This window comes from Mesorhizobium sp. M7A.F.Ca.US.011.01.1.1 (genome assembly GCF_003998295.1).
Lineage (GTDB): Bacteria > Pseudomonadota > Alphaproteobacteria > Rhizobiales > Rhizobiaceae > Mesorhizobium.
In genome coordinates this window covers 92,952-117,367 of record NZ_RZRT01000005.1, presented here as the reverse complement: position 1 = coordinate 117,367, position 24,416 = coordinate 92,952, and the positions used below count along the sequence as shown (strand labels likewise).

Here is a 24,416-nt window from a genome sequence, read left to right as displayed (position 1 = left end):
CACATTGCCCTGACTTAAATTGGGGGGATCGACGGATGGCCGGCATCGATGGCGAGTTATTGTTGCGCCGTAATTACGTTCCCCGTGAAGACCTTGCTCGCCACAAGCCGCGTTGGACATTGGCCGGCAACAATAGGCTGCGCCGCCTGGTCCCGTTCGTTCTCAATGGTGACGGCGACTGCGTCGCCGGGCTTCGCGTCGGCGGCCTGTGTGGCCGTGGACGCGAAGAGGACCGTCTGGGTGATGAGAGCCGAAAACGCGGCAACCTGGACCAGCACGGCGGCGAGAGCGATCTTCTTCAGCATGCGAGAAAACGCTCTTCGATGTTCCCGGTTCCCCAAGCATTCAGGTTTTCTGCTCGCTACGGAACAAGAGACCGGCAGGGCGGTTAACTCGATTATGCCGAGCAAGATCAAAGAGCCGCCATCGAAGCCCGCACCCGAGAAGATACCTGTGCAACGCCGGGACAAAGAAGCCCCGCCAGAGCTTAAGCATGCCGACCCGCCACCGCGAGATGTGCGAGAGGCACCGGCACCCAACCCGAACGGCGACAAGAGATGAGATCGCGAGATCGAAGCAAGGCCTTATGCCTGCTCCCGCGAACCGTCCCGATGCCGCGGCGTCATCGAGGACGCTGGACGGCGGCGCCAGGTCAAGTTGAGAATCAACCTGCGGCCGCGATTTTGCAGACATGCCATAGATCAGCCCCTATGGGCGACCTGACCGTCTCAAGGCTTTGAAAAGATTGGCTCCCCGGGCCGGATTCGAACCAGCGACCAACCGGTTAACAGCCGGTTGCTCTACCACTGAGCTACCGGGGAACGGATGCTCTTATGTGAGTGGCGCAGCCTATAGCTGCCCTTTTCGGCTTTGCAAAGAAGCTTTTCACATTTTTCCGAGGCTTTTTCGCGCAGGCGTTTCTCGCAATCGTCGAAGGAAGCCCTCATATTAGCCGTCTTGGCGGGGATATGGAACCGAAAGCGCGGCGGCGGCTTTGGTTCCAGCATGCTTGCGAACAATCAAACGGGTCAATTTTTCGAGACGATGACAGCACAAGACAACCAGATGCCGGCGCGGAAAATCTCCGTTTTCGGGCGCGAGTTCAAAATGCCGCGCTCGCGCGGGCTCAGAATCACGATCGGCATCCTGCTGACCATCGGCGGTATCCTCGGTTTCCTGCCGATCCTCGGCTTCTGGATGGTTCCGCTCGGATTGCTGGTGCTGTCCTATGAATTCGCCATGGTTCGCCGTCACCGGCGTCGCTTTGTCGTCTGGTGGGAACGGCGTCGCCGGCCCGATTGACCGCCGATAGCGCAAGGTGAGTGTTCAGCGGGCGGCGTGTTCTTCCAGTGCCTCATGGATTTGCTTGAGAATCGCCGCGGCCGAGGCAAGCCTTGCCCTGTCATGCGGCGACAGGCTGTCCGCACCTTCGATGGACAGACGGTCGATTGCGTAATGCAGAAGCTCTCCGCATTGTGGCAGGGACAGGCCGGACGAGGCACTGGTATTTGCTGCCACTGTCCGGTGCCTGGCTCGTCCTCCTGCCATGTCCAACGCACGGGCCGCCGATGAGTTTCTTCTCCGGGCAGGCTATGCTTAATTGCCCGCTAATGGAGCGGTCAGGCCCGGTCCGACGATTTGCCGGGTGTCGTCCGGACTGACGCAAGGAAACCGTCGGAATGCACGGTGGCCGCTTGACGGCATTTTCGCCGCAACCTATTGGAACCGGGTGGAACGCCGGGAGCAATGAGGCCTCGTGGCGGAGTGGTTACGCAGAGGACTGCAAATCCTTGCACCCCGGTTCGATTCCGGGCGAGGCCTCCAATGCCCGGGCCCCCGCGCGGCAGCGCAGGGGCCTGAAGTTCCTGACACAATGGACCGCGGTTCTGGCGCGGCAAGCGGATTGGTTGGGACATGAGCGCTGATTTCTCCGAACTACGCGTCAAGATGGTCGACGGCCAGGTCCGCACCACCGATGTAACCAGCGCGCCGCTGCTCGATGCAATGCTTGTCGTCCCAAGAGAGATGTTTGTCGGCGCCGCCCAGCGCGATCTGGCCTATATCGACGAGGACATCCGCATTGCCGCCGGCGCGGACGGCGCGCGCTACCTGATGGAAGCGTCGCCGTTGGCCAAGCTGATCCAGCTGGCGGAGATCAACCCGACCGATTCGGCGCTCGATGTCGGTTGCGGAACCGGCTACGCCTCGGCCATCCTGTCGCGGCTGGCCAGGTCCGTGGTGGCGCTCGAAAGTGATTCGGCGCTGGCGGAAACCGCCAGATCGGCGCTTTCGTCGCTTGGCTGCGGCAATGTGACCGTCGTCCAGGGCGCGTTGCCGCAGGGGCATGCCGCCAAGGCGCCTTATAACGTCATCTTCGTCGGTGGCAGCGTCGCGGAAGTGCCGGTGGCGCTGCTGGACCAACTCGCCGAAGGCGGCCGCCTTGTCGCCGTCGAAGGGCAGGGCAATTCCGGCGTGGCCCGTCTCTTTTTCAAGGCAGGGGGGGTTGTAACCGGAAGACGTGCATTTAATGCGGCAATTAAGCCACTACCGGGGTTTGAACGCATTCGTGCTTTCGAATTCTGAATGATTTGGCCTTGCAGGAGAGGCTGTGTCATGGTCGCTTGCATTTGAACGATCGCTGCGGATCCCAGACTGGGGGCACTTTGGGGTGAGCAGCAGGGAACATCGAACACGCGGCGCCGGCTGATCAATGAGAGAAGCAGGCGCGGCGCGGTTCCCATGGAAAACGAATGAGGGTTTAACCGTGCCGTCTTTACGCAAGTCACTTTTCACCGCCGTCCTCGTTTCGGCGACCATGCTGTCCCCACTGGCGGCTTCAGCCGAAAGCATCTCCGGCGCGCTTGCAAAGGCCTATCAGTACAATTCCACGCTGAATGCATCCCGCGCGGGCGTTCGCGTCACCGACGAGGGTGTCGCCATCGCCAAGTCAGGCTACCGCCCGATTGTCACCGGCTCGGCGGATATTGATTATTCGAGCAGCCATCTCAACGGCACCAATTCGAGCGTGCGGCTGACCACCGGCAATTTTGGCGTCCAGATCAATCAGACGCTGTTCGATGGCTTTCAGACCAGGAACAATGTCGCTGCCGCCGAAGCGCAGGTCCGCGCTTCCGTCGAAAGCCTGCGCAACACCGAAGAGGGTATCCTGTTCAGCGCGGCCCAAGCCTATATGAACGTGATTCGCGACCGGCAGGTCGCCGTGCTGACCGAGCAGAACCTGCAGTTCCTGACCGAAACGGCGCGCGCGGCGCGTTCGCGCTTCGAGGTTGGCGAAGGCACGCGCACCGATGTCGCCCAGGCCGACGCTTCGCGGGCCGCCGCGGTGGCATCGCTGAGTGCCGCCCGGGCGCAGGCGTTGGCGAGTGCGGCGATCTATCGCCAGATCGTCGGTGACGAACCGGGCAAGCTCAAGGGCGCTTCGCCGGTGGCAAAGCTGTTGCCGTCGAGCCTCGCCGCCGCCGTCGGGGTGGCCTCGAACGAGCATCCGGCCATCCTTGCCACGCAGCATCTGGTCGACGCGGCCGCGTTTTCGGTGAAGTCGGCCGAAGGCGCGCTGTTGCCGCAGCTCTCGGCTTCCGCCGGCGTTTCGAGCGCCTATCGCAATACCTCGCCTTTGCCGGGCGTCGGTTCGCAGGATGGCACGACCAATTCGGCCAGTGTCGGGGCAACGCTGACCATCCCGATCTATTCGGGTGGCCGCACCTCGGCGATCGTGCGCCAGGACAAGGAATCGCTCAGCCAGGCCCGCATCCAGGTCGACGTCAGCCGCGACCAGGTGCGCCAGGCCGTCACCGCCGCCTGGACCGAGTACACCGCCGCGCAGCAGCAGCTGACGGCCAACAGGCAGGTGATCGAGGCCGCGAAGCTGGCACTGAACGGTGTCATCGAAGAGCGCAATGTCGGCCAGCGCACTACGCTCGACGTCCTCAACGCGCAGGCGACGGTCATCACCGCCCAGATCAACCAGGCCGGTTACGAACATGATGTGGTGGTGGCGAGCTACGCCATCCTGCAGGCGACCGGCCGTCTGTCCGTCGACCGCCTTGGCTTGCAGGTAGCGAAATACAAGCCTGAAGAGCATTACAACGCGGTCAAGGACAAGTGGTACGGCCTGCGCACGCCGGACGGCCGCTGAAGCGTTCGGCCAGGACTGGCCGTGTTCCTCGTTTGAGCAGGATCTTTCGTACTGCGCCCTGGGGTTCAGATCGCGCTAATCTGTTGAAATCCCACAAGTCCCCAGATTGGGGATTCTCGTGCGGCGATCCGTCGGTTACGCTGTCGCCATGATTCGATCCGGCTCTGCCGGATCGGAAAACCCAACAGGGGTCACAAGGGCGGCGGATGTGACGATGGCAACGGCAAGCAGCGCACAGCGCGAACCTTCCATGGAAGAGATACTGGCTTCCATCAGGCGGATCATCGAGGACAGCGACGGCGGCCGCAAGCAGCCGGGCGACGCCGATGAGTTGAGCCAGGATCTGGAGCGCGCGTCGAGCGCCTATGCAGCCCCCGACGTGGAAGCATTCCGTGCCGACCTGCATGCCGCCCCCGAGGGCAGGAAGCCGGTCACGCTGGCGGAAGTCCAGGCACGGTTGCCGGCGGCCGAGCCGGTGGTCGCACGCATGGAAACGCCGGTGCGCCCCGATTCCAGCCCGGCAAAGCCATCGATGACACTTGCCGAGGTCAGCGCCCGCGTCGCCGCCGAGCCAATCACGGTTGAAGCGCCGGGATCGCGTCCTGTCGCCGACGCTTCCATCGCCGATTGGCGTCGCGAGATCGCCGCGGTCGGTGAGCAGGCGAGGGCGGTGTCGGACCGGAGCGAAGCCCCCAAGACCGCTGCCCAGCCGTCCGTGGAGACTCCAAGTGACGAACCGACCGCGAAAGCAGCCGTCGAGCCGTCTCGTCCGGATGCAAGCGTGGTGCGACCGGTGGCGGCCAGCGACGCGCCGCGTCCGGCGATCGTTTCCGAGCACACCGGCCGGCAGGTCGCGGCTGCCTTTGGCGAGCTTTCCGACGCGTTTGCCAGCCGCAGCAAGAAGACATTCGACGAAATGGCCGAAGAGATGCTGCGGCCGATGCTGCAGGATTGGCTCGACAACAATCTGCCGACACTGGTCGAAAGGCTGGTGCGCGAGGAGATCGAGCGCGTGGCGCGCGGGGCGCAGTAGTTCCCCATGCCGATCACCAAAGGAAACGGCGCCCTCATGGCGCCGTTTCCTTTGGTGAGGTCAGCTTGTCGGCAGGACGACGGATCGCTTTCCGTTGAAATGACCAAGGCCGCGCCTATCTGGTTGTGAGGGTCCGAGACAGCCCTTGCGGTTGACTTGGTCAAAGCCTTCCGATTTACAGCGGACCAGCAAAACTCCCGACAGCGCGGACCATTTTCCCATGCTTGAAAAGACCTACGACGCCAAAACCGTCGAGCCGAAGATCGCCAAAGTCTGGGAAGAGGCCGACGCGTTTCGCGCCGGTGCCGGGGCCGAGGAGGGGGCGGAAGCCTTCACCATCGTCATCCCGCCGCCGAACGTCACCGGTTCGCTGCATATGGGACACGCGCTCAACAACACGCTGCAGGATATACTGGTGCGCTTCGAGCGCATGCGCGGCAAGAATGTCCTGTGGCAGCCGGGCATGGACCATGCCGGTATCGCCACGCAGATGGTGGTCGAGCGGCAGCTGATGGAAAAGCAGATCCATCGCCGCGACCTGACCCGCGAGCAGTTCATCGAGAAAGTGTGGGAGTGGAAGGCCGAATCCGGCGGCGCGATCTTCAACCAGCTGAAGCGGCTCGGCGCCTCGGCCGACTGGTCACGCGAACGCTTCACTATGGACGAAGGCCTGTCCAAAGCCGTGCTCGAAGTGTTCGTCACGCTCTACAAGGAAGGGCTGATCTACAAGGATAAGCGCCTTGTGAACTGGGACCCCAAGCTGCTCACCGCGATCTCCGATCTCGAGGTCGAGCAGCAGGAGGTCAACGGCCATCTCTGGCACTTCCGCTACCCCGTAGAGGGCCAGGTCTTCGACCCGGAAAACCCAACAACCTTCATCACCGTGGCGACGACGCGCCCGGAGACGATGCTGGGCGATACGGCCGTCGCCGTGCACCCTGACGACGAGCGCTTCCGGCATCTGGTCGGCAAGGACATCGTCCTGCCGATCGTCGGTCGCAGGATTCCTGTGGTGGCGGACGAGTATTCCGATCCGGAAAAGGGTTCGGGCGCGGTCAAGATCACGCCGGCGCATGACTTCAACGACTTCGAGGTCGGCAAGCGCCACAAGCTGCCGGCGATCAATATCCTGACCACGGAGGCGGCGGTAAGCCTCAGGGATAATGAGGATTTCCTCTCCGGTATCGAGGTGACGCCGGAGCGCCAGGCGGTCTGGGATGAACTCGACGGCCTCGATCGCTTCGTCGCGCGCAAGAAGATCGTCGAGCTGATGGAAGAGGGCGGCTTCCTCGAAAAGGTCGAGCCGCATCGCCACGCCGTCCCGCATGGCGATCGCGGGGGCGTGCCGATCGAGCCGTTCCTGACCGAGCAATGGTATGCCAATGCGGTGGAACTGGCCAAGCCGGCGATCGCTTCGGTGCGCGAGGGGCGCACCAAGATCATACCCGGGAATTGGGAAAAGACTTATTTCCAGTGGATGGAAAATATCGAACCCTGGTGCATCTCACGCCAACTGTGGTGGGGTCATCAGATCCCGGCATGGTACGGGCCGGATGGGCGCGTCTTCGTCGAGAAGACCGAGGAAGAGGCGCTCGGCGCCGCGATCGAATACTACCTTGCTCTGGAAGGACCCTGGAAGGGCTGGGTCGAGGACAAGTTGGAGAATTTCCAGCCGGGCGAGATCCTGACCCGCGACGAGGATGTACTCGACACCTGGTTTTCGTCGGCGCTGTGGCCGTTCTCGACATTGGGATGGCCTGATGAGACGCCGGAGCTGAAGACCTACTACCAGACCGACGTGCTGGTGACCGGCTTCGACCTCATCTTCTTCTGGGTTGCCCGTATGATGATGATGGGCCTGCACTTCATGGACGAGGAGCCGTTCCACACCGTCTACATGCACGCGCTGGTGCGCGACAAGAACGGGCAGAAGATGTCGAAGTCGAAAGGCAACGTCGTCGACCCCCTCGACCTGATCGACGAATATGGCGCCGATGCGCTGCGCTTCACGCTGACGGTGATGGCGGCGCAAGGCCGCGACGTGAAGCTCGATCCGGCGCGCATCGCCGGCTATCGCAATTTCGGCACCAAGCTGTGGAACGCCACGCGCTTCGCCGAAATGAACGAGGTCGCGCGCAATGACGATTTCTGGCTCAACGATGCCAAGCTGGCGGTCAACCGCTGGATTCTCACCGAGCTGACGCGGGCGGCACGCGAGATCACCGATGGCATCACCTTATACCGCTTCAACGAGGCGGCGGGTGCCGCCTACCGCTTCGTCTGGAACCTGTTCTGCGACTGGTATCTGGAACTGCTGAAGCCGGTGTTCATGGGCGCCGACGAGGCGGCCAAGGCCGAAAGCCGAGCCTGCGTCGCCTTCGTACTCGACGAGATCTACAAGCTGCTGCATCCGATGATGCCTTTCATGACCGAGGAACTGTGGGCGCAGACCGCCGGCGAAGGCAAGCAACGCCCCTCGCTGCTGTGCCATGCCGCGTGGCCGTCGCCGGATTTCGAAGACGCCGAGGCCGCCGCCGACATCAATTGGCTGGTCGACCTCGTCTCCGGCATTCGCTCCGTGCGTTCGGAGATGAACGTGCCGCCGGCAGCCATTGCACCGCTCGTCGTGGTGGGCGCCAATGCTGTGACACGCGAGCGCCTCGTTCGCGACGAGTCGGCGATCAAGCGGCTGGCGCGGGTCGGCGACATCTCGCTTGCCGAAGTCGCGCCCAAGGGGTCGGCGCAGATCGTGCTCAACGAGGCGACGATCTGCCTGCCGCTTGGCAGCCTGATCGATCTCGCCGCCGAGGCTGCACGGCTGCAGAAGGAGCTGGCCAAGGTGACCGAGGAGATCGCGCGCCTGCACAAGAAGCTGTCGAACGAAAGGTTCGTCGCCAGCGCGCCTGCCGAGATCGTCGATGCCGAGCGTGAAAAGCTCGCTGAATACCGCGATGCGCAGGACAAGCTGTCGGTCGCGCTAACCAGGGTTCGCGACGCCGGTTGAAGGTAGATTCGCGAGACTTTAGCCTTCTCTAAAGTGCTTGTTTTTCGCCTCGAAAATCAGCATGCCGTTGCGTTAATATTGACGTAAACGGAAGTTTTAGCCCCATTGTTGCCATAATGTAACAATGGGGCTCCTGGAGCCCAAAAAAGGCCTGTTTCGAGCCTTTTTGGATGGTTCTCTCTGTTTTTTGAGAGCCGCTCAGCCCTCACAGACCATTTTTCGGCCTTGCCGCACCCGGTTGCATTTCCTGGAAAATGCGCCTGGCCAATGTGTACATGTACGCCCGTGAATTCGTTGTTGCACCGTTAACCTGAATTGGTTCTAGCTTGATGCACTCGAATTCGGGGAGGACATTTCATGACTATTCTGCGACTGAAGGCGCTGCTGGGGGCGGGCTGCTTTTCGCTGGCGTTGATCGGGACGGCGATGAACTCGGCACATGCCGGCGGCCTGGAGCGCGGCGGCTACGATATCGATTTGCTGTTTGATCCGACGCCGTTCGCTACGGAAGCTGAAGCGACCTATGTCATGCCGGATCGCAAGTACAAGAATGCAACTGGTCCAGCCGGGTTTAATTTCCTCAATTCCACGGCCGATGGCGCCGAGGGCTATTGGGTTCCGCGCATCGGAGCCAAGGTCCAGGTTGTGCAGGGCGTCGACTGCATGGTTGACTATTCACAGCCATGGGGCGCGCACACAGCCCCCGGGGCGTCGTGGAACGGCGCGTTTTCCAACGTCGAAACGGATATCAAGAGCAACAACTACGCCGGCACCTGCTCCTACAAGTTCGATGTCGGCAAGGGCCAGCTCCGTTTTATCGGAGGCCTGTTCTACCAGGAAATTTCAGGCTTCAAGGAAAGCTTGGTGGGTTTCAATCCATTTGGGCCGTCACCGATCGGCCGCGTCGACCTGGAGGCCAACGGCTGGGGTTGGCGAGCCGGCGTCGCCTACGAAATCCCCGACATCGCGTTGCGTGCGAGCCTCGTCTACAATTCGAAAGTCAAGCTCGACAATATCTCGGGAACGCTCGATCTCACCAGTATCGGCGGGCAAATTATACCGATCTTCGGTGCGACGGAGTACATGCCGGATTCGGTGGAGTTGAAACTGCAGTCAGGCATCGCGCCCGGCTGGCTCGCTTTCGGCTCGATCAAGTGGGTCAACTGGAGCTTGCTGCAAAGCGTCCCGATCTGCCCAGTGGGCTTTCCGGCATCGTCATGCGTCACGGGTTCTCCGGTTGCTGTGACTTCGCTCGACCTGATGTACCGAGATGGCTGGACCGTTTCAGGTGGTGTCGGCCACAAGTTCAACGATCAGTGGAGTGCCGCTGGCCAGCTTTCCTGGGATCGTGGCACCTCGCATGGCTACGGCGCGCAGTCCGATACGTGGACCCTGGGTGGTGGCGTCGCCTATACACCGCGGCCCAATATCGAAGTGCGGCTTGCTGGAGCGATCGGCGTGCTGACCAGCGGCCACTCAGGGGAGTTGGCCGGTGAGAACGGATATGTCGCAGGCGAGGATGCTAGCTACGATTTCGGCAACGATCTGGTCACAGCGTTTTCTGGCGGTATCAAGATAAAGTTCTAAGCAACTGAAATTCTAGCAAAAGGCCGGGCGTTGCTCGGCCTTTTTCGTTTGAGCCGGCATCGCCCGTGCGCCCCGTATCCAAGCTGCGTTGCATATTAGCCGCACCTCTTTCACCTCGCGTGATTGTGACGTTTTGGCAACACTTTCTGAACAACCCCTGCGCTAGAAGTCAGGCCAGGGGGATTGCCCATTTCCCGCCATAAACCCGGCGCACCTCGATCTTGTCTCGGGATACGCGCCAAAAGGCTCGGCGATGGGGCAGGCCGCACCGCCCGCTTTGCAGGAAAGATGTGGGGCAAGGAAGAGTATGGACGCCAAAGTCATTTCCAAGGCCAAGCTCCCCAGCCGCTATGTGACTGTCGGTCCGGCGCGTGCGCCGCACCGTTCCTATCTCTATGCGATGGGCTTGTCGGCGGCCGAGATCGCGCAGCCGCTGGTCGGCGTCGCGTCCTGCTGGAACGAGGCGGCGCCCTGCAATATTTCGCTGATGCGCCAGGCACAGGTGGTCAAGAAGGGCGTCGCGGCGGCCAGCGGCACGCCGCGCGAATTCTGCACCATCACCGTCACCGACGGCATCGCCATGGGCCACCAGGGCATGAAATCGTCGCTGGTGTCGCGCGAGGTCATCGCCGATTCGGTCGAACTCACCATGCGCGGCCATTGCTACGACGCGCTGGTCGGGCTGGCCGGTTGCGACAAGTCGCTGCCCGGCATGATGATGGCCATGGTGCGCCTCAACGTGCCGTCGATCTTCATCTATGGCGGTTCGATCCTGCCCGGCAGCTATCGCGGCCGCCAGATCACCGTGCAGGATGTGTTCGAGGCTGTTGGCCAACACTCGGTCGGCACGATCGATGATGCCGAACTGCTTGAAATCGAGCAGGCCGCCTGTCCGTCGGCCGGCTCCTGCGGCGCCCAGTTCACCGCCAACACCATGGCCACCGTTGCCGAGGCGATCGGCCTGGCGCTGCCCTATTCCTGTGGCGCGCCGGCCCCCTATGAAATGCGCGACCGGTTCAATTTCGCCTCCGGCGAAAAGATCATGGAACTGATCGCGAAAAACATCCGGCCGCGCGACATCGTCACGCTGAAGGCGCTGGAGAATGCGGCGACCGTGGTCTCGGCCACCGGCGGTTCGACCAACGCGGCACTGCATCTGCCGGCGATCGCCCACGAGGCCGGCATCAAGTTCGACCTGTTCGACGTGGCCAAGATCTTCGAGAAGACGCCTTACATCGCCGACCTCAAGCCGGGCGGCAAATATGTCGCCAAGGACATGTTCGAGGCCGGCGGCATTCCGCTGCTGATGAAGACGCTGCTCGACCACGGCTATCTGCATGGCGACTGCATGACCGTGACTGGCCGCACTTTGGCCGAAAACATGCAGCACGTTGTCTGGAATGAGCATCAGGATGTGGTCCGCCCGGCCAACACACCCATTACCCAAACCGGCGGTGTCGTAGGTTTGAAGGGAAACCTTGCCCCCGAAGGCGCGATCGTGAAGGTCGCGGGCATGGCGGAGTTGAAGTTCTCCGGCCCGGCACGCTGCTTCGATTCGGAAGAGGAATGTTTCGAGGCGGTGACGCATCGCAACTACAAGGAGGGCGAGGTTCTCGTCATCCGTTACGAGGGGCCGCGCGGCGGCCCCGGCATGCGCGAGATGCTGTCGACGACGGCAGCGCTGTACGGCCAGGGCATGGGCGGCAAGGTGGCGCTGATCACCGACGGGCGCTTCTCGGGCGCGACGCGCGGTTTCTGCATCGGCCATGTCGGCCCCGAGGCAGCCGTAGGCGGCCCGATCGGACTGCTCAGGGATGGTGACGTGATCTCGATCGACGCGGTGAGCGGCACGATCGACGTGGCGTTGTCCGATGGCGAACTGGCGGCGAGGGCAAAGAATTGGAAGGCGCGCGCGACCGACTATCAGTCGGGCGCGATATGGAAATATGCACAGACGGTAGGGCCGGCGCGCGATGGCGCGGTGACCCATCCGGGCGGTGCAAAAGAAACACACTGTTATGCGGACATCTGAGTTGTTGAAGTCAACACCAGAGTTGTTGAGGTCGTCTGTCTTTTCGGCACTGGTCGTGGCCGCCACATTTGGCGCGACCTTTGGCGCCGTGGGCCAGGCCATGGCCTTCGACGACAAGGTGTTCGACGACAAGACCGGGGTGAAGCCGCAATCCAGCCCCTGGGCGGTCTTCCAGTTCGGCTTCTCCGCCTACAAGAACGGCCACAAGGAACAGGCTGCCGAGGCCTACAAATACGCTGCCGAAAACGGCCAGATCGGTGCCACCTGGAAGCTTGCCCGCATGTATGCCGAGGGCGACGGCGTGGCGCGCGACGACTATGAGGCGTTCAAGTTCTTCTCCGAGATCGTCGATCAGGACGTCGAGCCCGGCTCGCCTGAGGAAAGCTATGTCTCCGACGCGCTGGTGGCGCTTGGCGACTATTTGCGCACGGGCATTCCCGGCAGCCCGGTCGCCGAGAACGAGGTGGCGGCCCAGGAATATTACATGCGCGCCGCCGCCAACTACCGCAATCCGAACGCGCAGTTCGAGATGGGGCAGATGTTCCTGAAGGGCGAGGGCGGCGTGAAGGCCAGCGTCAAGCAGGCCGGGCGCTGGTTCCAACTCGCCGCCGAGAAAGGCCATGCCGGCGCCCAGGCGACACTGGGCCATTTGTTGTTCCAGAGCGGCAAGATCGTTCGCGGCCTGGCGATGATGACGGCAGCGCTCGAACGCGCTTCACCGGCTGACCAGCCCTGGATCCGCGGCATGCAGGAAGAGGCATTTGCCACCGCCGGCGAGGCCGACCGCCGCACCGCCATCTCGCTGGCCGATGATATCCTCACCAAGGGCAACAACGCGGACCAGTAGTCTCGCGGCCGCGTCAGCTTCACCAGCAGCACTCGATTTTCGGCCGTGATCAGTTCTCGATCGGCTCCGCCGGCACCATGCTGGGCGCCGGCGTCGAGATCGGCTTGACATGGGGGTGTGGCGCCAAGGTGTTTTCCGGGCAGCTATCCCCGATCTTCGTCCACGATGTGTTGTTGAGCACCATGTCGCAGCGGGCCAGATGGCTCTGTTCGGCCACCGTCAGGCAGGCGATCTGACCGATCTGGTAGGATTTTCCATTGGCCAGGCATTCCTGGTCGGCAAATGCCGCACCGGGAGCGGCCATGGCAAATGCCAGGCCGATCGGACAAAGATGAAATCGTGTGCTCATGGAACCCCAGCCGCCATGCTGGCCCGCAATGAACGGCGCGAAATGTGGCGATATGAGGTCCAGCGCCTGCGTGCCCGACGAGGGTTCTCTCAGGCCGGCTGAAGCGCGAGATCGATCGCCACCGGGACGTGATCTGACGGTTTTTCCCAGGCGCGCACGTGCTTTTCGATCGACGCGGACGAAAACCGGTTGGCGGCTTCCGGCGACAAAAGCAGGTGGTCGATGCGGATGCCGTTGTTCTTCTGCCAGGCGCCGGCCTGATAGTCCCAGAACGTGTAGGTGTCGCGCGCGTCGGTGACCGCGCGCACCGCCTCGGTGAAACCAAGGTTGAGCAGCCGCCGGAAGGCTTGTCGCGTCTGCGGCTGGAACAGCGCGTCGCCCAGCCAGTTCTCCGGAAACCGCGCGTCGATCCGCTCGGGAATCACGTTGTAGTCGCCGGCGAGCACCAGAGCCTCCTCCAGCCTCAGCCGCTCTTCGGCCCAGCGCTCCAGCCGCGCCATCCACGACAGCTTGTAGGGAAACTTCTTCTCGTCATCGATTGGATTGCCGTTCGGCAGATAGAGCGAGGCGACGCGCAAGGCGCCCTTGTCGGTCGAGAAAACCCCTTCGATGAAACGCGCCTGTTCATCGGCATCGTCGCCAGGCAGGCCCCGGATGACTTCGTCGAAGCGCAGCTTCGACAACAGGGCGACGCCGTTGAAACCCTTTTGGCCGTGCGTTTCGACATTGTAGCCAAGCGCCTCGATCTCGGCGCGCGGGAATTGCTCGTCGACGGTCTTGATCTCCTGCAGGCAGACGATGTCGGGTGCGCTCTCGGTCAGCCAATGGGTGAGGTTGCCAATGCGGGCGCGGACACCGTTGATGTTCCAGGTGACGATTTTCATGGCGGTCTCGATGCTGTTCAGTTGGATTCTTGCGGCGGATGGCGTTCGACGAGGCCAATCGTATTGCCAGCCGGGTCCTTTAGGAAGGCCATCCATTCGCTTTCCCCCGCTGGACCGAACTGGCCCTCTGTGTCGCGATGGACAAGTGTTGGCGGCGCGGTGAAGGGCACGCCGGCCGCGATCGCAGAGGCATGGAAGTCATCGAGGCCCGATATGTCGAGATAGACGGTTCCGGCCGGTATGCCGTCGGTGAACAGCAGCCTGATATCGCCGGCCATGATGAAGGCGATGCCTGGCGGGTCAAAGCGCGCATGAACCGCCATGCCGAGCACGTCGCGCCAGAAAGCCAGCGTGGCGTCGAGATCACGGCCGGCCGACAGCGCGATCTGACGGACCGCACCAATGGCAGGCATTCTATATGGAGAAACTCGTGCCGCAGCCGCAGGAGGCGACGGCGTTCGGGTTGCGGATCTGGAATGACTGGCCCATCAGATCGTCGACGAAATCGATCACAGAGCCGCCCATATAGACCAGCGACAGGTCGTCGATCAGCACGGTGGCGCCGTCCTTCTCGATGGCGACGTCATCGTCATTGCGCGTATCGACCAGATCGAACTTGTAGGAGAAGCCCGAGCAGCCGCCGCCTTCGACCGACACGCGCAGCGCCGTCTTGCCGGCCTCGTTCGAGACAATCCTGGCGATCCGCTTGGCGGCGGCCTCGGTCATATCGACTTTCATGGCAGTCTTGGCATCAGCGCCCATGGGCGTCACCTTGCTTTCGGTTTCACATGATAGGTATGAAGCGCGAGGGGCCAAGTCAACCTGGCTAAGTCAAACGCGGCAGCATCAGCCATGACCAACGAGTTGGGCGACATCGGATTCGGCTATCGGCCGCGCGCCGCCTATGCCTGCGATCCGGCAAAGTCGCGCGGACGGCTGTTCGACGAGGTGGAAAGCCCGACCCGCACGCCATTCCAGCGTGACCGTGACCGCATCATTCATTCGACGGCCTTCCGGCGGCTCAAGCACAAGACGCAGGTCTTCATCGCGCATGAAGGCGACCACTATCGCACCCGGCTGACCCATTCGATCGAAGTGGCGCAGATCGCGCGCGCCTTGGCACGGGCGCTGCGCGGCGACGAGGATCTCGCTGAGGCGGTGGCGCTGGTGCATGATTTCGGCCACACGCCCTTTGGCCACACCGGCGAGGACGCGCTGAACGAGAAGATGGCCGCCTGGGGCGGCTTCGACCACAACGCGCAATCGCTGCGCATCGTGACGAGGCTGGAGGCGCGCTACGCCGAGTTCGATGGGCTCAACCTGACCTGGGAAACCCTGGAAGGCCTGGTCAAGCACAATGGGCCGCTGACGGACGCCAACGGCAAGGGTCTGAAAGGGCCGGTGCCGCAGGCGATCCGTGATTACTCTGAACTGCACGATCTCGAACTCGACCGGTTCGCCGGCATCGAGGCGCAATGCGCGGCGATCGCCGACGATATAGCCTACAACACGCATGACATCGATGACGGTTTGAGGGCAGGGCTACTGACGCTGGACATGCTGGAGACGGTTTCGCTGCCGGGAACGATCCTGAAAGGCGTTCGCTCACGCTATCCCTCCCTCGATGATGTTCGCACCGGCCACGAGCTGATGCGGCGGCAGATAACCGCCATGGTCGAGGACGTGATCAAGTCGACGACTGCCAATCTCGATCGCATCAGGCCGCGGAGCGCCGATGCAGTGAGGGCAGCTGGCGAGACGATGGTGGTTTTCTCGGCCGAAATGGCTGCCTTGGAGAAAGAACTGAAGGCCTTCCTGTACAAGCACCTCTACCGGCACGCGGAGGTTATGCGGGTGCGCGCGGACGCCGAGCAGATCGTCAAAAATCTGTTTGACGCCTATTTCGCCGATCCGCGCGCCATGCCGGACGGCTGGCGCGAGGGGCTGGATCGGGCCGACGACCGCATCAAGGCGCGCAGCGTCGCCGACTTCCTGGCGGGTATGACCGACACCTACGCACTCAAGGAACACCGGCGTTTGTTTGACCATACGCCTGAATTGGGCTAGGGCGGGCTCGATTTTGCCGGCCACCGAGCCGGATTCGCTGCAAAGCCGCCAGAGCCAGACCCCAGAGTCACACAAATGAACATCTTCGCCGATTTCACCGCGCGAATCATAAAAGCCGTCGAAGCGCTTGATCTGAAAGATAAGGACGGCGTTTCGCCTGACCTGTCGCGCATTGCCGTCGAGCCGCCGCGCGACGCCAGCCACGGCGACCTGGCGACCAATGCGGCGATGGTGCTGGCCAAGCCGACCGGCCAGAACCCGCGCGCGCTGGCCGAAAGACTGGCGCAGGCGCTGCGTGACGACAAGGATGTCGCGGCGACGGAAGTGGCAGGGCCCGGTTTCGTCAATCTCAGGCTCAAGGACGGCTTTTGGCAGACACATCTGACCGCACTGCTCGGCGAGGGCCGCAACTATGGCCGCTCGACGGTTGGCGGCGGCAGGAAGACCAATGTCGAATATGTCTCGGCCAATCCGACCGGGCCGATGCATGTCGGCCATTGCCGGGGTGCTGTCGTCGGCGACGCGCTTGCCAATCTGATGGCCTTCGCCGGCTACGACGTGACCAAGGAATATGTCATCAACGACGCCGGCTCGCAGATCGACGTGCTCGGCCGTTCCGCATTCCTGCGCTACCGCGAAGCGCTGGGCGACGATATCGGCGAAATACCCGCTGGTCTCTATCCCGGCGATTACCTGGTGCCCGTCGGCCAGGCGCTGGTCGCGGAATTCGGCCGCTCGCTTCTGCAGATGCCCGATGACGAGGCGCTCGCCATCGTCAAGGATCGCACCATCGATGCGATGATGGCGATGATCCGCGAGGACCTGGCGATGCTCAACGTGCATCACGACGTGTTCTTCTCCGAGCGCACGCTGCACGCCGACAATGCCAGGAAGATCCGCTCGGCGATCAACGATTTGACGCTGAAGGGCCATATCTACAAGGGCAAGCTGCCGCCGCCCAAGGGCGAGAAACCCGACGACTGGGAGGACCGCGAGCAGACGCTGTTCCGCTCGACCGCGGTCGGCGACGACATGGACCGGGCGCTGGTCAAGTCCGATGGCTCGTTCACCTATTTCGCCGCCGACGTCGCCTATCTCAAGGACAAGGTCGATCGCGGCTTCGTCGACCTGATCTATGTGCTCGGCGCCGACCATGGCGGCTACGTAAAGCGGCTGGAGGCTTTGGCGCGGGCGATTGCCGGCGACGAGGTGAAGCTCACTGTCCTGCTGTGCAATCTGGTCAAGCTGTTTCGCGAGGGCGAACCGGTGCGCATGTCGAAGCGGTCGGGCGATTTCGTGACGCTGCGCGAAGTGGTGGAGGAGGTCGGCCGCGACGCGATCCGCTTCATGATGCTCTACCGCAAGAACGATGCGCCGCTGGATTTCGATTTCGCCAAGGTGACCGAGCAGTCCAAGGACAATCCGGTGTTCTATGTCCAGTACGCCTCGGCGCGCTGTCATTCGGTGTTCCGGCAGGCGAGCGAGCAACTGGGCGAAGCCAATTTCGACCGCAACAGCCTGGCGTCGGCCGCGGCATTGCTGACCGATGAGGGCGAGATCGGCCTGATCCGCAAGCTCGCCGAATACCCGCGGCTGATCGAGTCCGCCGCCCTTGCGCTCGAGCCGCATCGGCTGGCATTTTACCTCTATGATCTGGCTTCCAGCTTCCACGGACACTGGAACCGTGGCACGGATAATCCGGACTTACGTTTTGTTAAGGTTAACGACCGACAATTGACGCATGCCAGACTAGGGCTGGTGCAGGCTGTTTCGGACGTTTTGACGTCCGGCCTGACGTTGATCGGGGCCGCCGCGCCCACCGAAATGCGTTAGGTTTGACTAAATAACCTGTCACCTTTTGCCCACATTGCGCTGGTAAGGGCCAACCCTACGCGACGTCCATGGCGTCCGAATGAGTGCGAGTTCGGGAACAATAATGGCAGACAGAACCCAGCTGAGAGTAGCCGACAACAACGACATCGCTGACGATGATCCGTTCGCGGAACTGACCAGGATCATGGGATTCGACCCGCGCCAGCCGGTCAGGCCGCAATCGCCCGCCCAGCCGCAGGCCCCAGCCGCCGATCGCGGGCTCGAAGAGGGCGATTTCGATATCGATCTCGAGAAAGAAATGATGGGCGAGTTCGGCGCTGACGACAGCGACGCCGCTCCGGTTGTCCAGGCTCATGAGCCGACCTTCGTGCATGAGCCGGCATTCCAAGCGGCTGACGCCAGCGCGATGGACGACGAGCTTTCGGTGTCGCTCGACGACGATTTCCAACTGGACATGGCTGAGATCGACGGCCACGTCGCCGGCACCAGCCATGCGGTCGCAGCTGAAGCCGCGCCGTCCGTCGAGCCGGCTTTCGCGTCTGATTTTGACGATGCCGTCGCCGGTTCGCTTGAGGACGTCTCCCCCTTCGAGGACGATCAGTCGATGGCGGACGAGCTTGCCACTTCGCTCGACCAGGACCTCCGGATCGATGAGGAAGCCGAAGAGGCCCAATACGCCGTTGCCGACACGCCCGCTTCTGTCGAGCCAGTTGCCTCCGATGACGCATTCGACGATGCGGTGGCAGTCTCGCTTGAAGACGAGCTGGTGCTCGACGACCATTCGGCGGCCGAACAGTCATTCGTGGTCGCCGAGCCCGTCGAGTATCCCATGCCGGAGCAGGCGGCGGCGCGTGACGGCCATGCAATCTCCGATGAGAGCTTTGCCGGCCATTTCGACGACGCCATGGCTGATGTCGACATGGATTTCGACGTTCGCGCGGATGGGCCGAATGCCTTCGACGAGCCGCCAACGCATGATGCGTTTGCCGATGTCGCTGACGCGAAGGGCGAGCTTCCCAGCCCTGAGGGCGTGCCGGACGATGCTTTTGACCTGAATTTGGACGACGCGTTTGCCGAAACGGTCGAAGAGCCGGTCACAGAGGTTGCCGCCGTTGCCGCCCAGCCGGCGGCGCCGGAAGCTTACATCGCAGCCGCGGTGCATGCCCCGACCGCGGACGAACGGAGCCTGGAAGACGAGTTGAATGCGCTGCTGGGTGCCATGACGGCGCGCGCAGTGCCGGTGGCCAGTGAGCCCGTCACGGCTCAGCCGGCTGTCGCCGCCCTGCCGCCTGTTGCCGAGACCACCGAGGAGCCGGCCGACCTTGTCGGCGACCTCGACTGGGATCTTGACGAACCCGCGCCTGAGCAGGACCGGCATGTTGGCACGGCCCAAGCGGCCGATGCGGATATTGACGACCTTATGCTTGATGAACTCCAGGATGCGACCTGGAACACGGTTGGCGATGTCGATTTCGACGATGATGCGTTCGACGCGGCTTTGCCCAAAGATCTTGATCCGCGTGACGAAGCCGCCGACCGGGACAATTCGGCGGATTCTCTCGATTGGCTTGCGGAGCGTTCCCAACCCGCAGAGCCGACGCGTTCGTGGAGCCGCGTGACGCCGGTTCCGCAACAGCCTTCATTCAGCGCTCAGCCTGCGTTTGGTGCTCAGCCGGCCGCTTCGGTGGCATCCGTGGCCGCCGCGCCGGCAGTCACCGCCATGACATCCTACCGTTCGTCCGAGCCGGTCGAGGCCGTGGCTCCCGCTGCCCCGGTGTCCGCGCCGCAATCGCGCCAGCCGGCGCATTACGAAGGCATGCCCGACGTCGAAACGGTCGATGTACCCGAGCGTGTCGTCGCGCTGGCGGACGATCTCGATATTCCCGAACTGCACTTCGACGAAGACCAGCCAGCGTCGCCTGGCTACGACGATCTCGATGCGGAGTTCTCCAGCCTCCTCTCCGAGATGAACGCGGTGGAGGTCGCTGCCGCCCCCACAGGCAATGTGGCCGGCGCGTCTTACGATGATGACTCCTATGCCGCGGGCTTCAAGCCGGGCTATGACAGCCTCAAGCCGGCATATGACAGGGTCAAGCCGGGCTATGATGGGATCAAGCCGGGCTATGAGCCGGAAGCGCGGACCTATGCCGCGCGGCCGATGGACATGTCCGCCCGCGCGGCGGCGCCCACGGGTTATGCCGACGCCTCCGGCTTCGACCTCGACAGTCTGCCAGGGAGCCAGCCGGTTTCGCAAGCCGATGATTTCACCGTCGATGAACTCGACTACGATCCTGAACTCGACGAGGCTATGGCCGTTCCGGGTCTCGGCGAGCGTGAGGCCGCGAGGCCGACGCGCGGACGCGGCCTGTTCATCGCCGCGATTGTCGGCGCGGTCGCGGTCGCGGGCGGTCTCGGCGCCTTTGCGCTGTCTTTTGGCGGCAAGGGCGGCAGCGAAGCACCTGTCATCGTCAAGGCCGATAACGCGCCGATCAAGGTCAAGCCGGAGAATCCGGGCGGCGCCGTGGTGCCCAACCAGAACAACAAGGTCTATGACGCGGTCAGGGGCGCCAAGCCAGCCGAGCCGGTCCAGGAAAAGCTGGTCACCAACGTCGAAGAGCCGGTGGACGTGCAGGCGAAGGACCCGGCCCGCGCCATCGATCTTTCGCCGGACCAGAATGCAGCTGCCGCTGGAACCGATGTCGGCAATGCCGCGCCGATGTCCGGCGCCGCTTCGGCCGACAACACGGCGCCAGCGCCCAAGTCCGAGGACCGCATCGCGCAGGTGCTGCAGGACGCCGACAAGGGCACCAATGCCGATGTCGTCGCCGTTGCGCCGCGCAAGGTGAGGACCATGGTGGTCAAGTCGGACGGTTCGCTGGTGCCGCGTGAAGATCCGGCAGCGCCCGCCGCGCCGCTAGTGGCCGCTACCGAGCCGGTCGATCCGGCGCCGCAGCATGTTGCTCCGGCGGCGCAAGCCGACGCGGACCAGACCGGCACCGTGGCGCCTGCCGCCGCCCAGGCGGACGACGAGCCGGCCCTCAAGCCGGTCGCCAAGCCGAAAGCCGAGGCCCAATCGGCGAACACGCCGGCAAAGGTTCCGCTCGCGCCGCAGCGTCCGTCCGACCAGCCGGTCGATGTTGTCGGCGAGGTCAAGCCCGATCAGGTTGCGTCCATAGATCCGGCATCGACCGCGGCCGGCGGTGGCTCGTGGTCGATGCAGATCGCCTCGCAGCCGACCGTCGAAAGCGCCCAGTCCAGCTATCAGGATCTGCAGCGCCGCTATGGCAGCGTGCTTGCCGGGCGTACCGCCAACATCGTCAAGGCCGAGATCGCCGGCAAAGGCACGTTCTACCGCGTGCGCGTTCCGGCCCAGTCACGCAATGACGCGATCAATTTGTGCACCAGCTACAAGGCCGCCGGCGGCAACTGCTTCGTCTCGCGCTAAAGCCGGAGCCAACCATCAAAAGCCGGCGCGGTCCACCGCGCCGGCTTTTTTCATGGGGAAAGCAGATCCGGCATTGTCCCGGATGAATCCCTGGCGATTCCCTTTGATCGCACAAAGCCCTAAACTGCCGACATGACCGAATCAAAATCCATGATCCTCGGCTGTGCCGGGAAATCGCTTACCCGCGAAGAAATCAATTTCTATCGCAATGAATGCCCGTGGGCCTTCATCCTGTTTGCGCGCAACATTGGCGAGACTGAACAGATCCGCGATCTGGTCGCCGAGATGCGGGACTGCATAGGGCGTCCGGACGCGCTGGTGTTCATCGATCAGGAAGGCGGCCGTGTGCAGCGCTTGCGACCGCCGCTGGCACCGAACTATCCCGCCGGCGGCGCGCTCGGCGCGCTGTGGCGCGACGATCATGATGCCGGCGCCCGAGCGGCCTGGCTGATGGCGCGGCTGCATGCCTTCGACCTGCTGCGCTACGGCATCACAGCCGATTGCCTGCCGGTGCTCGATGTGCCGATCGAAGGCGCCAGCGATGTCATCGGCGCGCGGGCCTATGGCAAGGATCCGCGACCGGTGATCGAGCTCGGCCGCGCAGCCGCGGAAGGGCTGATGTCGGGCGGCGTGCTGCCGGTCATGAAGCATATTCCGGGTCATGGACGTGCCTTTGCCGACACGCATTTCGAACTGCCGGTGGTCAATGCCTCGCTCAGCGATCTGCAGCGGCATGATTTCGCCCCGTTCAAGGAGCTTAGCCATCTGCCGATGGCGATGACAGCCCATGTCGTCTACAGCGCGATCGACCCCAACAATCCGGCGACCACCTCCGGCAAGGTCATCGACGAGATCATCCGGCGCGAAATCGGCTTCGACGGACTGCTGATGAGCGACGACACCTCGATGAAGGCACTTTCTGGGGATTTCCCGACAAAGGCGGCCTCGATCCTTGCGGCGGGGTGCGATCTGGTCCTTCACTGCAACGGCGTTTTTGAGGAGATGGCCGGCATCGCATCGCGGACCACGGGGCTTGAGGGCACGTCGCTGGAGCGCGCAAAGCGGGCGCTGACCTATATAAAGAACCGTGACACGGTTGAAGAAACCGAAATACGTGCCGAATTCGCCACCTACTTCGATGCGGTGGCATAGCAAAGGGAAAGCGACAGGCAGTGGCGGAAACATTGGAAAGCAAGGCCGCGAAGGCCGCACCGATGGACCGTCTGTGGGCCGAGAATGACGATTCACGCGTTACCGGCGACCCGTCGCTGGTTGTCGACGTGGCCGGCTTCGAAGGTCCGCTTGATCTTCTGCTGCATCTTGCCCGCACCCAGAAGGTCGATCTGGCTCGCATTTCGATCCTGGCGCTGGTCGAGCAATATCTGACCTTTGTCGAGACGGCGAGGGCGCTCAGGCTGGAGCTTGCCGCCGACTATCTGGTGATGGCGGCGTGGCTGGCCTTCCTCAAGTCCAAGCTCCTGATCCCCAAGCAGCCCGGCGACGAGGGCGAAAGCGGCGAGGAACTGGCGGCGGTGCTGCAGTTCCGTCTGAAGCGGCTGGAAGCCATGCGCGACGCCTCGGCGCGCCTGGTCAACCGCAACCGGCTCGGCCGCGACGTGTTCGCGCGCGGCATGCCGGAAATGGTCATCGTCGAAAAGCGTAACGCCTATTCGGCCTCGCTCTACGATCTCTTGACCGCCTATGCCCAGCAGCGCCAGAAGCAGGCGATCAACAATGTGACCATCGCCAGGCGCGGTGTCTGGTCGCTCAAGGACGCGCGCGACATCCTGACCCGCCTGGTCGGGGCTGCAAGCGACTGGACGGCGCTGGAAAGTTTTCTGATCGCATACATGACCAGTCCCGAGGAGCGGCGCACGGCGATCGCCAGTTCGTTTGCGGCCACGCTGGAGCTGGTGCGCGACGGCACGATGGACGTGCGGCAGGATCAGACGTTCGCGCCGATCTACCTGCGCGGCCGCACGCAGGCATTCAAGGCAGTCGAGGTGGCATCATGAGCGAACGCGCCAACGCTTCGGTTGTCCCGTTCAAGGTCGGCGATGAACCCGAAGAGGAGTCGCTTTCCCAGGATCCGGCCGAGCAGCAGCTACAGAACCCGGCCGAACGGCTGCATCTGGCCGAGGCCGTGCGCATGGCCGAGGCGATCGTGTTCGCCAGCGCCGAACCCGTCAGCGAAAAGCAGCTTGCGGCCCGCCTCCCTGACGGCATCAACATCGCCCTGGCCATGGCCGAGCTGCAGCAGATCTATGCGCGGCGCGGCGTCAATCTGGTGCGTGTCGGCGACGCCTGGGCGTTCCGCACCGCCGGCGACCTGGCCTTCCTGATGAGCCGCGATACCGTCCAGCAAAGGAAGCTCTCCCGCGCGGCTCTCGAAGTGCTGGCGATCATTGCCTATCACCAGCCGGTGACGCGTGCCGAGATCGAGGACATCAGGGGCGTGGAGACCTCAAAAGGCACGCTCGACACGCTCCTGGAAACAGAATGGGTGCGCATGCGCGGACGGCGAAAGACGCCCGGACGCCCAGTCACTTACGGCACGACGGAGACCTTCCTCGACCATTTCGCGCTGGAAGCGATTCGCGATCTTCCCGGCATGGAGGAACTGAAGGGGGCTGGACTGCTTTCGGGCCGCATGCCGTCGAATTTCTCCATTCCGCAGCCGCCGGCCGATCCCGACGCATTGACCGACGACGAGGATGCGCTGACCGATATCGATCTTGAGGAACTCGGCCTGCTGACGCCGCGCGTCACGGAAGATTGACTGGCATTGGCGGCGAACTTGATGAGGATGCGCGGATTCGTAGCGGGCGTTCCCGTCGAAAATGCGTGACATCCGTCACCCTTTCATAAACTCTGTCGCAGTTGTGTTTGAATCCCAACGCGAAAACGCATAGATCATCGCCAGGGAAAACATTCGAGAGAGATTTGCTATGGGTTCATTTTCGATTTGGCATTGGCTGATCGTGCTGGTGATCGTGCTTTTGGTGTTCGGCCGCGGCAAGATTCCCGAGCTGATGGGCGATATGGCCAAGGGCATCAAGAGCTTCAAGAAGGGCATGGCCGACGACGAGGTTGCCGAAGACAAGCGCACCGTCGAACACCGTGCCGACGAGACTGTTGCGGCCGCGAAGGAAAAAGCCAGCAAGAGCTGAGCCCAAGGT

The 24,416-nt window shown here is 63.0% G+C and carries 21 protein-coding genes and 2 tRNA genes; 16 read left to right on the top strand and 7 right to left on the bottom strand.

All coding sequences use genetic code 11. The features are described 5' to 3' along the window. Positions 1–56 precede the first annotated feature (56 nt). Positions 57–305 (bottom strand): hypothetical protein, encoded by a 249-nt coding sequence (locus EOA13_RS09090; protein WP_127291560.1) that lies wholly within the window; start codon positions 303–305, stop codon positions 57–59. Between the two features lie 441 nt (positions 306–746). Continuing rightward, positions 747–821, bottom strand: a tRNA-Asn gene (locus EOA13_RS09085). 223 nt (positions 822–1,044) lie between these two features. On the opposite strand from EOA13_RS09085, the gene EOA13_RS09080 reads away from it, so the two are divergent. Then, complete coding sequence (locus EOA13_RS09080; RefSeq protein WP_024503836.1) at positions 1,045–1,302, top strand: hypothetical protein; 258 nt, start codon at positions 1,045–1,047, stop codon at positions 1,300–1,302. Between the two features lie 24 nt (positions 1,303–1,326). On the opposite strand, the gene EOA13_RS09075 is transcribed toward EOA13_RS09080, so the two are convergent. Next, a complete protein-coding gene (locus EOA13_RS09075; protein ID WP_127291558.1) occupies positions 1,327–1,518 on the bottom strand; it encodes a hypothetical protein in 192 nt (63 codons plus the stop codon). 232 nt (positions 1,519–1,750) lie between these two features. On the opposite strand from EOA13_RS09075, the gene EOA13_RS09070 reads away from it, so the two are divergent. From EOA13_RS09070 to EOA13_RS09035, 8 genes are all read left to right on the top strand, one after another. Beyond that, positions 1,751–1,824 (top strand) — tRNA-Cys (locus EOA13_RS09070). Positions 1,825–1,914: 90 nt separating this feature from the next. Continuing rightward, complete coding sequence (locus tag EOA13_RS09065; RefSeq protein ID WP_127291555.1) at positions 1,915–2,583, top strand: protein-L-isoaspartate O-methyltransferase; 669 nt, start codon at positions 1,915–1,917, stop codon at positions 2,581–2,583. Positions 2,584–2,764: 181 nt separating this feature from the next. Continuing rightward, entirely contained in the window at positions 2,765–4,156 is a 1,392-nt protein-coding gene (locus EOA13_RS09060) for a TolC family outer membrane protein (RefSeq protein ID WP_127291553.1), read from the top strand. A gap of 214 nt (positions 4,157–4,370) precedes the next feature. After that, a complete protein-coding gene (locus EOA13_RS09055) occupies positions 4,371–5,189 on the top strand; it encodes a PopZ family protein (RefSeq protein ID WP_127291550.1) in 819 nt (272 codons plus the stop codon). A 220-nt stretch (positions 5,190–5,409) separates the two neighbouring features. After that, entirely contained in the window at positions 5,410–8,193 is a 2,784-nt protein-coding gene (locus EOA13_RS09050; protein ID WP_127291548.1) for a valine--tRNA ligase, read from the top strand. A 357-nt stretch (positions 8,194–8,550) separates the two neighbouring features. Beyond that, the gene (locus EOA13_RS09045; protein WP_127291545.1) at positions 8,551–9,780 is read left to right on the top strand and encodes an OmpP1/FadL family transporter; all 1,230 of its coding nucleotides are present in this window, start codon (positions 8,551–8,553) and stop codon (positions 9,778–9,780) included. A gap of 307 nt (positions 9,781–10,087) precedes the next feature. After that, entirely contained in the window at positions 10,088–11,812 is a 1,725-nt protein-coding gene (gene ilvD, locus EOA13_RS09040) for a dihydroxy-acid dehydratase (RefSeq protein WP_127291543.1), read from the top strand. Then, positions 11,799–12,659 (top strand): tetratricopeptide repeat protein, encoded by an 861-nt coding sequence (locus tag EOA13_RS09035; RefSeq protein ID WP_032901393.1) that lies wholly within the window; start codon positions 11,799–11,801, stop codon positions 12,657–12,659. Before ilvD ends, EOA13_RS09035 begins: the two co-directional genes overlap by 14 nt. Before the next feature lie 49 nt (positions 12,660–12,708). On the opposite strand, the gene EOA13_RS09030 is transcribed toward EOA13_RS09035, so the two are convergent. The 4 genes from EOA13_RS09030 to erpA all read right to left on the bottom strand — a co-directional run bounded on the left by EOA13_RS09030 (position 12,709) and on the right by erpA (position 14,654). Then, on the bottom strand, positions 12,709–13,008 hold the full coding sequence (locus tag EOA13_RS09030; protein ID WP_127291540.1) for a hypothetical protein: 300 nt from the start codon (positions 13,006–13,008) through the stop codon (positions 12,709–12,711). An 89-nt stretch (positions 13,009–13,097) separates the two neighbouring features. Continuing rightward, positions 13,098–13,892, bottom strand: a complete 795-nt coding sequence (gene xth, locus EOA13_RS09025) for an exodeoxyribonuclease III (protein WP_127291537.1) — start codon at positions 13,890–13,892, stop codon at positions 13,098–13,100. 17 nt (positions 13,893–13,909) lie between these two features. Next, the gene (locus EOA13_RS09020) at positions 13,910–14,305 is read right to left on the bottom strand and encodes a VOC family protein (RefSeq protein WP_127291535.1); all 396 of its coding nucleotides are present in this window, start codon (positions 14,303–14,305) and stop codon (positions 13,910–13,912) included. A gap of 1 nt (position 14,306) precedes the next feature. Continuing rightward, a complete protein-coding gene (erpA, locus tag EOA13_RS09015) occupies positions 14,307–14,654 on the bottom strand; it encodes an iron-sulfur cluster insertion protein ErpA (RefSeq protein ID WP_013531288.1) in 348 nt (115 codons plus the stop codon). A 90-nt stretch (positions 14,655–14,744) separates the two neighbouring features. On the opposite strand from erpA, the gene EOA13_RS09010 reads away from it, so the two are divergent. From EOA13_RS09010 to EOA13_RS08980, 7 genes are all read left to right on the top strand, one after another. Further along, the gene (locus EOA13_RS09010) at positions 14,745–15,959 is read left to right on the top strand and encodes a deoxyguanosinetriphosphate triphosphohydrolase (RefSeq protein WP_127291532.1); all 1,215 of its coding nucleotides are present in this window, start codon (positions 14,745–14,747) and stop codon (positions 15,957–15,959) included. Positions 15,960–16,034: 75 nt separating this feature from the next. Continuing rightward, positions 16,035–17,792 (top strand): arginine--tRNA ligase, encoded by a 1,758-nt coding sequence (argS, locus tag EOA13_RS09005; RefSeq protein WP_127291529.1) that lies wholly within the window; start codon positions 16,035–16,037, stop codon positions 17,790–17,792. Between the two features lie 103 nt (positions 17,793–17,895). Continuing rightward, positions 17,896–21,237: an SPOR domain-containing protein gene (locus EOA13_RS09000; RefSeq protein WP_127291527.1), complete on the top strand. Its 3,342-nt coding sequence runs from the start codon at positions 17,896–17,898 to the stop codon at positions 21,235–21,237. Between the two features lie 132 nt (positions 21,238–21,369). Beyond that, on the top strand, positions 21,370–22,389 hold the full coding sequence (gene nagZ, locus EOA13_RS08995; RefSeq protein ID WP_127267596.1) for a beta-N-acetylhexosaminidase: 1,020 nt from the start codon (positions 21,370–21,372) through the stop codon (positions 22,387–22,389). A 62-nt stretch (positions 22,390–22,451) separates the two neighbouring features. After that, entirely contained in the window at positions 22,452–23,252 is an 801-nt protein-coding gene (locus tag EOA13_RS08990) for a ScpA family protein (RefSeq protein ID WP_127291920.1), read from the top strand. Further along, positions 23,249–24,016 (top strand): SMC-Scp complex subunit ScpB, encoded by a 768-nt coding sequence (gene scpB, locus EOA13_RS08985; RefSeq protein WP_127291524.1) that lies wholly within the window; start codon positions 23,249–23,251, stop codon positions 24,014–24,016. Before EOA13_RS08990 ends, scpB begins: the two co-directional genes overlap by 4 nt. A 169-nt stretch (positions 24,017–24,185) precedes the next feature. Continuing rightward, a complete protein-coding gene (locus tag EOA13_RS08980; RefSeq protein ID WP_023812188.1) occupies positions 24,186–24,407 on the top strand; it encodes a twin-arginine translocase TatA/TatE family subunit in 222 nt (73 codons plus the stop codon). The last annotated feature ends 9 nt before the right edge of the window (positions 24,408–24,416 follow it).

Coding starts and splice junctions, on each gene's coding strand:
- EOA13_RS09090 (WP_127291560.1), bottom strand. CDS start 305: ATGCTGAAGAAGATCGCTCTCGCCGCCGTGCTGGTCCAGGTTGCCGCG.
- EOA13_RS09080 (WP_024503836.1), top strand. CDS start 1,045: ATGACAGCACAAGACAACCAGATGCCGGCGCGGAAAATCTCCGTTTTC.
- EOA13_RS09065 (WP_127291555.1), top strand. CDS start 1,915: ATGAGCGCTGATTTCTCCGAACTACGCGTCAAGATGGTCGACGGCCAG.
- EOA13_RS09055 (WP_127291550.1), top strand. CDS start 4,371: ATGGCAACGGCAAGCAGCGCACAGCGCGAACCTTCCATGGAAGAGATA.
- EOA13_RS09050 (WP_127291548.1), top strand. CDS start 5,410: ATGCTTGAAAAGACCTACGACGCCAAAACCGTCGAGCCGAAGATCGCC.
- EOA13_RS09045 (WP_127291545.1), top strand. CDS start 8,551: ATGACTATTCTGCGACTGAAGGCGCTGCTGGGGGCGGGCTGCTTTTCG.
- ilvD (WP_127291543.1), top strand. CDS start 10,088: ATGGACGCCAAAGTCATTTCCAAGGCCAAGCTCCCCAGCCGCTATGTG.
- EOA13_RS09035 (WP_032901393.1), top strand. CDS start 11,799: ATGCGGACATCTGAGTTGTTGAAGTCAACACCAGAGTTGTTGAGGTCG.
- EOA13_RS09030 (WP_127291540.1), bottom strand. CDS start 13,008: ATGAGCACACGATTTCATCTTTGTCCGATCGGCCTGGCATTTGCCATG.
- xth (WP_127291537.1), bottom strand. CDS start 13,892: ATGAAAATCGTCACCTGGAACATCAACGGTGTCCGCGCCCGCATTGGC.
- EOA13_RS09020 (WP_127291535.1), bottom strand. CDS start 14,305: ATGCCTGCCATTGGTGCGGTCCGTCAGATCGCGCTGTCGGCCGGCCGT.
- erpA (WP_013531288.1), bottom strand. CDS start 14,654: ATGGGCGCTGATGCCAAGACTGCCATGAAAGTCGATATGACCGAGGCC.
- EOA13_RS09010 (WP_127291532.1), top strand. CDS start 14,745: ATGACCAACGAGTTGGGCGACATCGGATTCGGCTATCGGCCGCGCGCC.
- argS (WP_127291529.1), top strand. CDS start 16,035: ATGAACATCTTCGCCGATTTCACCGCGCGAATCATAAAAGCCGTCGAA.
- EOA13_RS09000 (WP_127291527.1), top strand. CDS start 17,896: ATGGCAGACAGAACCCAGCTGAGAGTAGCCGACAACAACGACATCGCT.
- nagZ (WP_127267596.1), top strand. CDS start 21,370: ATGACCGAATCAAAATCCATGATCCTCGGCTGTGCCGGGAAATCGCTT.
- EOA13_RS08990 (WP_127291920.1), top strand. CDS start 22,452: ATGGACCGTCTGTGGGCCGAGAATGACGATTCACGCGTTACCGGCGAC.
- scpB (WP_127291524.1), top strand. CDS start 23,249: ATGAGCGAACGCGCCAACGCTTCGGTTGTCCCGTTCAAGGTCGGCGAT.
- EOA13_RS08980 (WP_023812188.1), top strand. CDS start 24,186: ATGGGTTCATTTTCGATTTGGCATTGGCTGATCGTGCTGGTGATCGTG.